The following is a 12988-nucleotide window of genomic DNA, read 5'->3' on the forward strand; positions in this document are numbered from 1 at the left end:
AACCGTCCCATGAAGAAGTCGACTCTCGCACTGTCGTTGTTAATCACCCTCTCGCCCCTGGCTGCCTTCGCCGCCACGGCGCCGCTGGACCTGGTAGGCCCGGTGTCGGACTACAAGATCTACGTCACCGAACAAATCGCTGAGCTGGCGACCCAGACCCAGGCGTTCACCGACGCCGTGAAAAAAGGCGACCTGGCCACCGCCAAGAAGCTGTATGCGCCGACCCGCGTACATTATGAGGCCATCGAGCCGATCGCCGAGCTGTTCAGCGACCTCGATGCCTCTATCGATTCGCGTGTCGACGACCACGAAAAAGGCGTGAAGGCCGATGATTTCACCGGTTTTCACCGTATCGAGTACAGCCTGTTCGCCGAGAACACCACCCAAGGCCTCGGCGCCCTGGCCGACGGCCTGAACAAAGACGTCAAAGACCTGCAGGCCCGGGTCGCCGGCCTGACCTTCCCGCCAGAAAAAGTCGTGGGCGGTGCCGCAGCCCTGCTCGAAGAAGTCGCCGCCACCAAGATCTCAGGCGAGGAAGACCGCTACAGCCACACTGACCTGTATGACTTCCAGGGCAACATCGACGGTGCGAAGAAAATCGTCGATCTGTTCCGCGGCCAGATCGAGAAACAGGACAAGGCCTTCCTGGCCAAGGTCGATAAGAACTTCGCCAGCGTGGACAAGATCCTGGCCAAGTACAAGACCCCGGATGGCGGCTTCCAGACCTATGACAAGGTCAAGGAAAACGACCGCAAAGCCCTGGTGGGCCCGGTCAATACCCTGGCCGAAGACCTGTCGACCCTGCGCGGCAAACTCGGGCTGAATTAAGCCATTGAGGCCTCGCCCAACCGTCGGTACCCGTCCAGCGGTGTACCGACCGCCAAGCCGTTCTGCGGATTGACCGCGTACCAATGCTCGCCCGCCTGCACCGCTCGAACCGGCACGCCATGATTGTGCCCTTGATGAGCTGTGGCCTGCGGCGAGCCATTGGGGGTCGCCGTGGAACGATCCAACGCCGCTCGCACGCCAAAGAAGGCGCGGAGCTTTTCCTGCGCCACAAGCATGTTCGCGAACGCCGAGACATTCGGCGCGTGGCTCAACACATGGGGCAAGGCGAGCACGCCTTTTGCACCATTGACCAGCAGATCGGCAGCGCCATCGATCGGATTCAAAAACGCGCTGACCACGGTCACCCCCTTTTCCGCCACGCGAAAAGCCTTGGCGCCAAAGGGCGCAACCGCCTTTGTGGATTTGACCAACGCGCGCACCGACGCCCCTGCGCCGCCTAGAAACGCGCCGACAGTATCGATCAACAACCCCCGCGTGCCCTCGATGACATTGCCCTTGGCCAGGTCCACGACGGCCCCGACAAACGGAATCATACTCAGCAAAATGCTGTCGTTGCGTTGCGACACTTCCCGCTGTTGCTCAAGGGGCAATTGGCCCTGGGCATACTTGAGCACACTGTCGCGGTGATGAATGAAATTGCCCTGCATGATCCGGTCGACAATCGCTTGGCTGCGCGGCGACGCAAAGCTGTTCGGGACCGCCGCCTGGACGCTGCCATCTGCGGACGCAGGGGCGGCCGGCAAGGTGTCACCCAACCGGTCGATAATGATGCCGGGGGACGACACGCCCGACCGGGGCAAGGCGTCGCAGGTGTAGGCGGTGAAATCGAACGGTTCCACTGCGCCATTTTGCAACCGAACCGTCGAGGGCGCCCAACGCCCATAGGTTCGCTGCGTCTCCTGGAGGGTGCCACCCAGCGTCAGTTGGTCGGGCAAATCCTCACGCTTAACGATCAGCATCTTGGCCGGGAACACTTCAAAGTAGCTGATCACCCCGTTGTAGTCACAGCGGATCAGCGTGCCTTTGCGCCCTCGGCGCTCTTCGATTTGCGCAGATGTCTGATCCAGCGTGGGCACCCCGTCGACGTGTTCGCGCAGGGCAAACAGCTCGACGGTGCCATATTCCAGGGCCTGGCGATCAGCCAGGGGCAAGTTCGCAAGCATCCTTTTGGTGGTGGTGCCCAACCCTTGCTTGAGCTTTCCCAGGTAGGTGTCGACTTCACTCGCCACTTGCCCCGGCAGACTCGGCAAGCGGTTGATCTTGGCATTCAAGGCGCGCACGTTTTTTACGATGGCGGCTTGTTCGGCGCGGCTGGGGCGTGCGTTTGAAAAGGGCGTTCTTGCGCCGCCAACGACGCCAGGAATGTCTGCGTCCAGCAACATCCAGCGGTCTCTGACCAGATCGCCGGTCATATAAGTCTCGATCAGCGAACGGGTTTTGGGTTCCGACACCTTCATGTTACGGCGCTCGTCCGGGTCCGCAATGTGGACCTTCAACGCTTGCAACTGTGGGCCGCTGAGCGCCGGGAAAACCTTCTGCAAATTTGCAGTCGCCTGATCCCGGCGTGTCGGCAGCGGTGCCTTGAACGTCATCAGGGCTTGCAGCAGTTGCTCGCGCTGGGCCTGAAAGGCTTCGCGGGCTTGCTGGTAGTGCTGCCCTGTATAGCGACCATCTGCCGTCTTGGCGTAGATCCCCTGCATCAGGCCCCAGTCCAGCAATACATCGACACCGTGGTTATCCAATACTGCCGCCTCGTGCGCATTGCGCGGATCCAACCGGGCAAGCGCCATGACCTCCTGGTAACTCATCGCGCGCGAGCTCCCGGTGCCGCCTTGACGCTCGGCAAAGGTCACCCCCAGGCGCAAGTCCGCCCATTCCGCGGAGCCCATGCGCAGCGTGGATGGAACATCCCGAAGCAGAAACTCGGGGGCGGCAGCGGCCAGAAACAGGTGCGCTAACAGGGGCGCGACCTTGGGGTCCAGCGCGGTTTTTTTCCACAGGTGCGTTTCGATATCGGTGCGCACCGAGGTCAGCGTCCGGCCATTGTTGGCAGGTTGATAGATGTCATAACCAGCAACCGTCCCAGGGCGCCCCGGGGCGTCGGGATCGATTTGCAGCATGATGGCCGCCAGCACCCACTGCTTGGCTTCGAGCGTCGAGAGTTGATCGGCGCCGGACGCGCCCTGGAAATGTCGGTTACGCGCCACGGCCCTGCCCCAGTTCAACACCACGGGGCTGCTCAGGACCTCGTCAAGGAAGCGATCGGCGTCAGCACGCAAGGTACCGGCGGTGTTGAGCGCAAGCACCCCGCGGATATCCAGGACACGCAACAGGTTCAGCGCAGGCTTATTGCCAGGAGTGTCGTCATCGCTCAACTCAGCCACGAAACGTTTATCGGCGTCGGACAATACCCCAGGAGCCCACTGGCGCGTGATCAATGGCGCGTAATCGCCCAGGGCCGGCGCCGGCGGCAGCGCAGCGTCGAGCCAGCGCAGGATGTTGCGCACCTCCCGCGCCGTCTTCGGCACCGGCAACCCATGGGACGCCAGCACCTCGCTGACCGCCGCCTTGTCGGCGCCGTCAATCGCCAGCGACGAGGTGTAGCTGATCGGCGTTTGCACGCCGGACAGCAGCACCTCGTCCTCATCGGATAGGTGACGCACGAGGTCACTCAAGCTGCCCGCTAGATGCACACGTTCGTCCATGACGTCGATGGCTTTTCTGGCGGTCAGGGTGCGTTGTTCCAGACGCCCTTTTACCTGCGCCGACAAGGCTGACCAGTCCGCTGTCGAAAGCGAATGGCGCACCGCCCCCAGTTCATCGGCAGTGTTCGGCGGGGTGACGTCGTACCCGTGCAAGACCGTGTTGCGCGACAAGCCTTCGCTCTCTGGATGCACATACGCGAGCCCGTTGCCGGTCACATCCAAGGCGGCTGCCGCAGCGCGCAACCTGGCGCTGACCTGCCACCAGCCGGACGTGTCGCTCAACGTGAAGGTCTTTTGTGTCGCTACGCCGTTATCGACGACCCAACCACTGATCGAGTCCGGTTTCACCACGACGGTATCAAGGCTCAGCCCTTTGCTGGTGATCCAGGCCCGCATTTGGGCAGTATTGAAGGCACTGCGCAGGGCATCGAAACCTGCATAAATCGTGGCGCCATGGGGAATCGGGACGGTCGAGTCCGGCAACTGACGCAAGGCCGAGGAAATCAACGCGGTGTGTAACTGACGATCGGCATCCGCCGACGTTACCGGCGCCGGCGGCAAGGTCCATTGTGGGCCCGTAATGGCCGGTAGATCGGGCGCCGCCGCGCGTCGGGTGCGCACAATAGTCTCGGGGACAGGGCCGCTAATCGGCGCTGGCGCGACAGTCAGCGACGGCACATTTGAGGGATGGGCATGAAGAATTGGGGAGACGGGTGACATTTCTAGTTCCTCTCTACCAGTGAATGGCAAGAGTTCTTGTCCTTAAGAACTGTCGAGAGAAAACATACCCGCCTGGGTCACAGTTGCGTGTAGGCGAACTCTCAAGGCTTTGAAGGCAGCAAGAGAGTTCGTTGCGCGATCCCCGTGTTACAGAATGCGATACAGCAACCGCTCAATCCGCACCCGGCTGACGCGACGCAGGAATTTGCCGACCGCTTGCGGGTAATCCACCAGGGTCTGTAACTGCTGATAACCGTCGATGCGCGTGGTGTGCTGGAAAATCTGCGCCAGCTCGGTCCGTCGTGGCTCCAGCCACTCGCTCTTGGGATCATCGATCAACAAGGCGTTTTCCAGATCAAGACGGAACGCGCGCGGGTTGAGGTTGTTGCCGGTCAGCAACGTATAACGCTGGTCGACCCACATGCCTTTGAGGTGGTAGGTGTTGTCGCCGTCATGCCACAGATGCAGGTTCAACTGGCCGCTGTCGATCATCGGCTGATGGCGCTTGGCGAAGCGGCGCAGGCTGATTTCGTAAAGGTACGGCAGGGCCGCAATCACCTTGAACGGCTCGCTCGGCGGGATGTAGAAGTCGTTGGCCGTCTTGTCGCCGACGATGATGTCGATCTTCACCCCGCGCGCCAGGGCGCGGTTGATTTCCCGGGTCACCGGCAGCGGCAGGTTGAAGTACGGCGTGCAAATGGTCAGTTGGTGCTGGGCGCTGGCGATCAGTTCGAGGATCACCCGGCTCAAGGGGTTGTTCTTACCGACACCGAGCAAGGGGCTGACCGACAGGTGGCCGTTGGGCAACAGGCCGGTCGTGGTGTCGTAGGCAGCGTGCTTGAGGCGACTGCGCAGGTCGCCGATATCATTGCGCAGGCTGCGGGTGGTCGGCGGGTTGGGCAAGTCGAGGCGATGTACCGCCTTGGACGCGATCAACCCGTGCTCGACCAGGTGTTGCATCGAATCCGCCAGCGGTGCGCTGTGGATCAGGTGGTAACGGTCGAAGCGGTACTTGTCGAACTTGTGCAAATACACGTTGTTCAGGCTGGCGCCGCTGTACAGCACGCTGTCATCGATCACAAAGCCCTTGAGGTGCAATACGCCGAACAGTTCGCGGGTCTGCACCGGCACGCCGTACACCGGCACCTCAGTGGCATGGCTTTGGGTCATGGCCTGGTACCAGGCGCTGTTGCCCGGCTGTTTACCGGCGCCGATCAACCCGCGCTGAGCGCGCAGCCAATCGACCACCACCACGATGTCCAGCTCCGGGCGTGCCGCCTTGGCCGCGTGCAAGGCGTCGTAGATCTCCTGCCCCGCCTCGTCCTGCTGCAAGTACAACGAGACGATGTAGATACGCCGGGTGGCCTGGGGAATTTTCTCCAGCAGGCAACGGCGAAACGCAGCGGCGCCGGAAAGCACCTCAATCGCCTCGGTGGAGAGTGGGAAACCGCGCAGTTTGGGCAACAGGGAACGTTTGAAGAACGACGGCATAAGGCTCGCAATGGGTCGAATCCGAAGAGGTCCAGAGCTTACACCATGGGGGTGCTCAGGTCTCGTTGCGCGGCATGGAAAATACCGATTGACCAAGAAGAACGATCGTTCTACTGTTCTCGGCATGAACGATATAAATCACAACGAAACCCGCGACATCATTCTCGACGTTACCGAGAAGTTGATCTATCGCCATGGCATCGCCGCCACCGGCATGGACCTCCTGGTGAAAACCGCCGGTGTCTCGAGAAAAAGCATCTACCGCTATTTCGCCAATAAAGACGAACTGGTCATCGCCGCCTTGCAACGTCGCGACGCGCGCTGGATGCACTGGCTGCGCACCGAGGTGGAACGCAGTGAAGACAGCGGCGAGCGCCTGCTCGCACTGTTCAGCGCACTCAAGGCCTGGTTCGGTTCGGCGGACTTTCGCGGCTGCGCGTTCATCAATACCAGCGGCGAAACCGGCGACCCGCAACACCCGGTACGCCTGCTGGCGAAGGCGCATAAACACACACTCTTCGAGTACCTGCTCGAACTGTGTCAAGCCCATGGCACGCCCGATCCGCAACAGCAGGCCGCGCAACTGCTGATCCTGATCGATGGCGCGATTACCGTGGCCCTGGTGACGGGCGATGCAACCACGGCGGATACGGCGCAATGCATGGCACGAACGGTATTGGGACTTTAAACCCACAGGCCTCGCACTTTCGATCAACTTTTATTGTTTTAAGGAGCTGCCTAATGCCATCCCAAGCAGAAACACGCCCGCCCCTGCCGCCGTTTTCCCGCGAGTCGGCCATCGAAAAAGTCCGCCTGGCCGAAGATGGCTGGAACTCCCGCGACCCGCAACGGGTGTCCCTGGCTTATACGCTGGACACGAAGTGGCGTAACCGCGCCGAATTTGCCTACAGCCGTGAACAAGCCAAAGACTTCCTCAGCCGCAAATGGGCCAAGGAGTTGGATTACCGGTTGATCAAGGAGTTGTGGGCGTTCAGCGATAACCGCATCGCGGTGCGCTATGCCTACGAATGGCACGACGACTCCGGCAACTGGTTCCGCTCCTACGGCAATGAAAACTGGGAGTTCGACGAGCACGGCTTGATGGCCAACCGCTTTGCCTGCATTAACGACATGCCGATCAAGGCCAGCGAGCGCAAGTTCCACTGGCCGCTGGGGCGGCGCCCGGATGATCATCCGGGGCTGTCGGAGTTGGGACTCTAACCTGTAGCCGCAAGCGTGAAGCTTGCGGCTTATTGCTCAATCCTGGTTCAAGCCCACTCGATACAACACCCCATCATCCTCATCGGTCAACACATACAAAAAGCCATCCGGCCCCTGCCGCACGTCGCGAATCCGCGCGTTCAAACCTCCCAGCAAGCGTTCCTCATGGACCACCTTGTCACCATCGAACTGCAGGCGAATCAGCTCCTGGCTGGCCAGTGCGCCAATGAACAGATTGTGCTGCCACGCCTTGAAGCGGTCTGCATCGTAGAACGCCATGCCACTGATTGCCGGGGATTTCTCCCACACATGGTGTGGCGCCACGGTGCCTTCCACCGCCTTGCCCTTGGCCTCGGGGATCGGCGTCAGTGAATAATTGATACCGTGGGTCGCCAAGGGCCAGCCGTAGTTCTTGCCGCGCTCGATGAGGTTGATTTCATCGCCGCCACGCGGCCCGTGCTCGTTTTCCCAGAGCGTACCGCTCCACGGATTCAGCGCCAGGCCCTGCGGGTTGCGCTGGCCGTAGGACCAGATTTCGGGGCGCACGCCCGGTTGGCCGACAAAGGGGTTGTCATCCGGCACGCGGCCGTCCGGGTAGATCCGCACCACCTTGCCTTGCAGCTTGTCCAGGTCCTGGGCGGTGGGCCGGTCGTTGTTTTCACCCAGGGTGACAAACAGATAGCCGTCACGGTCAAAGGCCAGGCGCGAGCCGAAGTGATTGCCGGTGGAGAGCTTGGGCTCCTGGCGCAGGATCACCTTGAAGTCGTGCAAACCGCTCAGGTCATCCGCCAACCGCCCGCGGCCAACCGCGGTGCCAGCCGTGCCGCCCTCACCGCCACCTTCGGCATACGACAGGTACACCAGGCGGTCCTGCTTGAAGTCCGGCGACAGCGCCACATCGAGCAATCCGCCCTGGCCCTTGGCCCAGACCTGTGGCACACCGGTCAGCGGTGCAGACAACTTGCCGTCCGGGCTGACGACCCGCAGGTGGCCGGGACGCTCGGTGACGAGAAAGCCTTGTTTGTCCGGCAAAAACGCCACAGCCCATGGGTGATCCAGGCCTATGGCGATCGGCGTGGCGCTGATGCTGCCTTGTTCACTGGGAAATTGCTGGGCCTGGGCGGCATACACCGTCGTCAGCGGCAATAAGGTGCTTGCGCAACACGCGGCGAGCATGGTTTTGCGTAGAAACATAAGACGGGGTCCTTACCGGCACTCAAGGCCGGCGATTGCCGTTGGCGTCAACCGTGGGGGCTTTGGTTTCGGTCGCGGGGCGGCTGGGCGCGGCCTCGCGTTGCGGATAGCGATTGCCGATGCCGCCGTTTTCCAGGGTCGGCGTGCGCGTGGCCGGCCCGGTCTGGATGCCGCGAACCGCCGGCGCATTGGGCTGGGTGCCCTGCATACTGTTGGGATTGGCGCGGTGGATCGGGCTATTGTTGGCGTCATTGCTGCCGGGCAGGTTTTGCGCCTGGACACTGGCGCAAAGCACCAGGCCTAGCGCCAACGCTGCAAGATGTCGCACACGGGTGTTCATGACAAAGCCTCTTAGGACGAGGAATACGTGCTTTCGATACCACGCTACGCTTTGGGTTCGGCTTTGGTAACTAAATAGTTTCTCATCAGATGTAACTGGTTCTGTCTGGGTATCCGCCCGCCGAAACTTTCGCCGAGCCCTGCGAGTCAACGGAACACAGCCTTTACTCAAGACAACATCATGGTTCTGGTTATGAAGAAGGCCAAAGCAGGCAAGATCGAAGACGTGGAATCCAGCGAAGCGCGTAAGCCTGCGCTGACGTTCGTGGTCCAGAAGCACGACGCGCGCAATCTGCACTACGATTTTCGCCTGGAACTCGATGGCGTACTCAAGAGCTGGGCCGTGCCCAAGGGTCCCAGCCTCGACCCCAGCCAGAAACGCCTCGCGGTGCAGGTCGAAGACCACCCCTTGAGCTACGGCAGTTTCGAAGGCCGCATTCCGGCCGGCCAATACGGCGCCGGCGATGTGATCGTCTGGGACCGCGGCATTTGGCAACCCCACGACGACCCACACACCACCTACGCCGCCGGCAAACTGGAATTCACCCTCGTCGGCGAAAAGCTCTCAGGCGACTGGGCCCTGGTACGCACCCACCTCAAAGGCAACGGCGACAAGGAACAGTGGCTGCTGATCAAGGAAAAGGACCGGCACGCCCGCCCGGCCAGCGACTACGACATCACCGAAGCCCAGCCCCTGAGCGTGCTCAGCGGTACCTGCGTGGGGAACGCCAGGCCCACGCCCGGGCCTGCCGGTGTCGGTGCCGGTGCCGGTCAGTCGCGATGAGTTGAAGGGATTGCGTGGCGCCCAGCAGTGGACGGTCGCCAACCTGCAACAGCGGTTGCAGGGTTTGAAGGAGAACCCGTGGGCGGGTTATGCCAATCGGCAGACGCTCAGCAAGAAGATGTGGGACACGTTGGGCGCGACGCCACCGCAGTGAGTCGCGCCGCTTCGAGCCTCAGATCAGGATGAAGATCAGCGCAAACACCGCGAAGATCGCCCACTTTTCCAGGTAGTAGCGCGTGCGATTGCGCTTCTTGAGTTCCTTGCCGCGCAGGCGGATTTTGTACAAGCGGGTAAACGCTCGGTTCAGGCCGCCGGTCTTGTCGCCTGCGTCGTTGGGCGAGCCTGCAGCCGCCACGACAGTGCGGCTGAACCAGCGATTGAACGCGGCCGCCCAGCGGTACTTCATCGGCCGCTCGACGTCACAGAACAGAATGATGCGGTTTTTCTGGGTGGCGTTTTCCGCGTAGTGGATATAGGTCTCGTCGAACATCACCGGCTCGCCATCACGCCAGGAGTAATTCTCGCCATCCACATTGATGTAGCACCCCGGATCGTTGGGGGTGTCCAGGCCCAGGTGGTAGCGATAGGAGCCGGCGTAAGGGTCACGGTGGCGCACCAGCTTGGAGCCCGGTGGCAGCTCCGCGAACATCGCGGCCTTGACCGAGCCAATGCTCTGCAGCAACTCGGTGGTGCGCGGGCACAGCTTCATCGCCGAGGGGTGGCTGTCGCCGTACCATTTCAGATAAAAGCGCTTCCAGCCAGACTTGAAGAACGAGTTGAAACCCACGTCGTCGTATCGGTCCGAACGCTTGATCGCGCCCGCCTGCATCAGATTCCGGGCTTCCTCGCGAATTTCTTCCCAATGCTCCTGCAGTGGACTCAGGTCTGGGAAGTCGCTGGGTGAGAGATACGGTCGGCTGCGCAGCTTGGAGAACAGGTAGAGAAAACAGTTGACGGGCGCCAGGAACGTGGAGTGATCGCTAAGCTGGCGGCTCAGTTTATGCCGCACCCGGCCACGCAGGTGGACATACGCAATGGAGGTAACGTAGAGGACAACAATGATAAGTTTCAATGGATTTGGTCACAAGTCAGAAGAAAACCGGCTGCTCCTGCGTGCCCACAACGGCCGAGGTTGGATAGCAGCACATGAAATCACAATTCAAATACAGGCGGCACGACCGACGGATAACCGTCCGGCACATAGCCATCACCCAATATTTAGCCACAGTTTGTAACAAAACGTTAACTAAGAATTGTGAAAAGCTGTCTACTGATTGTATTTGGAGGGGGACATGCGGGCTTGTCATGGGACAAGCCCTCTCGCGTTAAACGTTACAGCAGCGGCTGGTCATCCTTGCGCTCACGACGGGAAAAACGCCCGTCTTCCAAGGTCGAACAAGGCAAGGTTTCGCGCCGGGCCAGCACAATATGGCGGACCAGTGCGACGAGCAAGCCGAGGATTAACCCCGCGACCAGGCTCAAGGCGATCACCAAGGCTTTTTTCGGTTTGATCGGCGCCAACGGCTCTTGGGCGCGGCGGTCGACGGTGACCAGCTTGAGGTTGCTCATGTCGATGTTGAGGTTGCGCAAGCGCGCAACTTCGGCACGAAGCGGTTCAACATCCTGCAGGAATATGTCTTCATTCCCACGCTTGCGCAGCACCTCAACCTCACGGTTGACCTCCAGCAGTTGCAACTCCTTGCCGATCTCGGCGACGCGAGGGTTGGTGAAGTCGTCACTGGTCCGCTGTTGTAGCGCAACGCGCTCGGCGTCAAGGGCTTCGGTGCCGAGGAAGTAGAGCGGGATCTTCTGGTTGTTGACTTCGGTACGCATCACCTGGCTCGAGCCCCCTCGCGAAGCATCAGCCATGGAAGACGGCGTAGTCGGTGTCTTGATCCCCATGGACTTGGCGATGGCAATGGCTTCCGACAATTCCGCCAGGCGGTTGTTACGCTCCATTTTCATCTGCAGGCGCAGGGCACTGAGCTCATCTTGCAACTGGGCGCGCTTGAGGCGGTCATCTTCCAACAACTTAGCGATCTTCGATTCCTTATCGGTATCGTAGTTGGCGCGCGCGGCGTCAATCTTGCCTTTGAGTTCATTCAGGCGGTTATTGACGATCACCTTGAGGTCTGCACCGACCTGTTCGCGCTCCGCCGCAATGGCGTAGTCGACAAAGCCGTTCAGAATCGCCACACCGTCCACATCGGCCGGATACTGCAACTCCAGTCGGATATAACTGCTCAACGAGTCGGCCTTCTTCGGGTCCGGCAGAATCAAGTTGACCGAGTTGCGGTTGAAGTCTTCAAAAGACTGCTCCAGGCTTTGCCCAGGTTTCTGGAACGCGGTGAACAATTGCTCATGGGATTTGAAAAAGCCCAGCCTCGCCTCATAAGAGTCCAACTGCGCGCCCACTTTCGACAACGCATCGGCCGGTGGCAGTTTGTAGACTTCGGAACGGTTCAATGCATCCAGTTCGTTGATCGCCGCCGGGCGCAAGACACTGCTGACCTCATATGTGCGCGGCGCCAGGAAGGCATAGCCGACTCCAAGCACGCCTGCCAGAACCGTACACCCCACTACCCGTTTTTTTTGCTGCCAAATCGAGTGAAACAGTTCAAGCAGGTCGATTTCATCTGAAGAGCTAGAAGCAGTATGCGGGGACGTTCGATTCAAAATGAAAGCACCTTAAAAATGATACTAAACGGCCATCACCGCCAAAAACCTGAAAATCAAGTAAAGGATCAGGGACAACGCCCTGAAGCCCACAGAGCAGGCCTACCAATCGCTATCTGACCACTCAGCCGGACGAAAAATCCCACGCAATTAAAGTTTGTTTCCCTTCAAAAGCGATCATTGCCACCGGCGTTCATCGAGTAGGAATTTTCTTGTCACAAGAGTAGTCAAAAGTTTGTTAAATAGCTGCTGGCGCACGAAAAAATCGAGATAAAAGCCTGATAACACGACAATTCCGACAGATAAACCTGTGCATACCGGGCTTTTTCTGACCATTCGGTCGCGCTATCACCTATTAAGCCTCAACAAAAAGGAATTTGTATGACATCCATTTCCGACCCGGACTACCACGCCCTGCAGGGCACATGGGAGCAGATCGCGCTCGAAGACAGCGGCGTGCTCAACCCTCCCGACGCCCACAGCGCGCCCGGTGCAGTCACCATCATTACCGGCGACCACTTTGAAGTGCTCACCATTGATGGCGAGCGGCTATTGGCCGGCCGATTCTTCCTGGACAGCGCCACCCACCCCAAAAGCATCACGTGGATCGATGCCATGGGTGACGACGCGGGCAAGGCACTGCCGGCCAGCTACCGCCTGGAAGGAGACGAATTTGTGTTCATTGCAGCAGATGAAGGCATGCCGCGACCGTGGGTATTCAGCACCGGCCCCGGGCAGACAATGCGTACATTCGTGCGTCGATCCTGAGCCCCGCGCCCATCTGAACTTGCCATGGGATTTTCACAAGACCTTCACTTTCGGGTCTATAGGGTGAAGCCTACCTACTCCAGTGAATCCCTTGGCCCGCCTCCCCCGGTGGGCTTTTTTTTGGTTCTTCACGGAATCTCGGGAAACACAGAAACAAGAACGCCGATTTGGTTGATGATGTTCGTGCGAGCAAACACATCTAACAAACCGGCGTTCTTATGCGAGATATTAATACTTTCCT

The 12988-nt window shown here is 60.0% G+C and carries 11 protein-coding genes and 1 pseudogene; 6 read left to right on the forward strand and 6 right to left on the reverse strand.

Annotation, left to right across the window (positions count from 1 at the left end; all coding sequences use genetic code 11):
- The first annotated feature begins 9 nt into the window (after positions 1-9).
- Complete coding sequence (gene efeO, locus ACP7CJ_RS06605) at positions 10-828, forward strand: iron uptake system protein EfeO (RefSeq protein ID WP_426099886.1); 819 nt, start codon at positions 10-12, stop codon at positions 826-828.
- Here the strand turns inward: efeO and ACP7CJ_RS06610 are convergent.
- Positions 825-4175 carry a hypothetical protein gene (locus ACP7CJ_RS06610; protein ID WP_426099887.1) on the reverse strand — a complete coding sequence of 1117 codons (3351 nt, stop codon included), beginning with the start codon at positions 4173-4175 and terminating at the stop codon, positions 825-827. The two genes, efeO and ACP7CJ_RS06610, sit on opposite strands and share 4 nt — an antisense overlap.
- A 246-nt stretch (positions 4176-4421) precedes the next feature.
- Positions 4422-5765 carry a CDP-diacylglycerol--serine O-phosphatidyltransferase gene (gene pssA / locus ACP7CJ_RS06615; RefSeq protein ID WP_426099888.1) on the reverse strand — a complete coding sequence of 448 codons (1344 nt, stop codon included), beginning with the start codon at positions 5763-5765 and terminating at the stop codon, positions 4422-4424.
- 124 nt (positions 5766-5889) lie between these two features.
- On the opposite strand from pssA, the gene ACP7CJ_RS06620 reads away from it, so the two are divergent.
- Positions 5890-6453, forward strand: a complete 564-nt coding sequence (locus tag ACP7CJ_RS06620) for a TetR/AcrR family transcriptional regulator (protein ID WP_426099889.1) — start codon at positions 5890-5892, stop codon at positions 6451-6453.
- A gap of 53 nt (positions 6454-6506) precedes the next feature.
- Positions 6507-6986: a DUF1348 family protein gene (locus ACP7CJ_RS06625; RefSeq protein WP_426099890.1), complete on the forward strand. Its 480-nt coding sequence runs from the start codon at positions 6507-6509 to the stop codon at positions 6984-6986.
- A gap of 36 nt (positions 6987-7022) precedes the next feature.
- On the opposite strand, the gene ACP7CJ_RS06630 is transcribed toward ACP7CJ_RS06625, so the two are convergent.
- The gene (locus ACP7CJ_RS06630) at positions 7023-8180 is read right to left on the reverse strand and encodes a PQQ-dependent sugar dehydrogenase (RefSeq protein WP_426099891.1); all 1158 of its coding nucleotides are present in this window, start codon (positions 8178-8180) and stop codon (positions 7023-7025) included.
- Between the two features lie 22 nt (positions 8181-8202).
- Complete coding sequence (locus ACP7CJ_RS06635; RefSeq protein ID WP_426099892.1) at positions 8203-8520, reverse strand: hypothetical protein; 318 nt, start codon at positions 8518-8520, stop codon at positions 8203-8205.
- A 252-nt stretch (positions 8521-8772) separates the two neighbouring features.
- Between ACP7CJ_RS06635 and ACP7CJ_RS06640 the strand changes: the two are divergent.
- Positions 8773-9258, forward strand: a pseudogene (locus ACP7CJ_RS06640) (DNA polymerase ligase N-terminal domain-containing protein); the annotation flags it as partial.
- Between the two features lie 25 nt (positions 9259-9283).
- The gene (locus ACP7CJ_RS06645; RefSeq protein ID WP_426099893.1) at positions 9284-9457 is read left to right on the forward strand and encodes a hypothetical protein; all 174 of its coding nucleotides are present in this window, start codon (positions 9284-9286) and stop codon (positions 9455-9457) included.
- A gap of 18 nt (positions 9458-9475) precedes the next feature.
- Here ACP7CJ_RS06645 and lpxO read toward each other — a convergent pair whose 3' ends face one another.
- Both lpxO and ACP7CJ_RS06655 read right to left on the reverse strand, forming a co-directional pair.
- Positions 9476-10375 carry a lipid A hydroxylase LpxO gene (lpxO, locus tag ACP7CJ_RS06650; protein WP_276193196.1) on the reverse strand — a complete coding sequence of 300 codons (900 nt, stop codon included), beginning with the start codon at positions 10373-10375 and terminating at the stop codon, positions 9476-9478.
- 260 nt (positions 10376-10635) lie between these two features.
- Positions 10636-11979 (reverse strand): LPS O-antigen chain length determinant protein WzzB, encoded by a 1344-nt coding sequence (locus ACP7CJ_RS06655; RefSeq protein ID WP_426099894.1) that lies wholly within the window; start codon positions 11977-11979, stop codon positions 10636-10638.
- Between the two features lie 381 nt (positions 11980-12360).
- Between ACP7CJ_RS06655 and ACP7CJ_RS06660 the strand changes: the two genes are divergently transcribed.
- On the forward strand, positions 12361-12747 hold the full coding sequence (locus ACP7CJ_RS06660) for a TIGR03067 domain-containing protein (RefSeq protein ID WP_276193198.1): 387 nt from the start codon (positions 12361-12363) through the stop codon (positions 12745-12747).
- Positions 12748-12988: the final 241 nt, after the last annotated feature.

The organism is Pseudomonas sp. PSPC3-2, assembly GCF_049897085.1.
Classification (GTDB): domain Bacteria; phylum Pseudomonadota; class Gammaproteobacteria; order Pseudomonadales; family Pseudomonadaceae; genus Aquipseudomonas; species Aquipseudomonas paraveronii.

Bases quoted from the DNA above. Each gene is read 5' to 3' on its own strand.
- efeO (WP_426099886.1), top strand. From the start codon at position 10: ATGAAGAAGTCGACTCTCGCACTGTCGTTGTTAATCACCCTCTCGCCC.
- pssA (WP_426099888.1), bottom strand. From the start codon at position 5,765: ATGCCGTCGTTCTTCAAACGTTCCCTGTTGCCCAAACTGCGCGGTTTC.
- ACP7CJ_RS06620 (WP_426099889.1), top strand. From the start codon at position 5,890: ATGAACGATATAAATCACAACGAAACCCGCGACATCATTCTCGACGTT.
- ACP7CJ_RS06625 (WP_426099890.1), top strand. From the start codon at position 6,507: ATGCCATCCCAAGCAGAAACACGCCCGCCCCTGCCGCCGTTTTCCCGC.
- ACP7CJ_RS06630 (WP_426099891.1), bottom strand. From the start codon at position 8,180: ATGTTTCTACGCAAAACCATGCTCGCCGCGTGTTGCGCAAGCACCTTA.
- ACP7CJ_RS06635 (WP_426099892.1), bottom strand. From the start codon at position 8,520: ATGAACACCCGTGTGCGACATCTTGCAGCGTTGGCGCTAGGCCTGGTG.
- ACP7CJ_RS06660 (WP_276193198.1), top strand. From the start codon at position 12,361: ATGACATCCATTTCCGACCCGGACTACCACGCCCTGCAGGGCACATGG.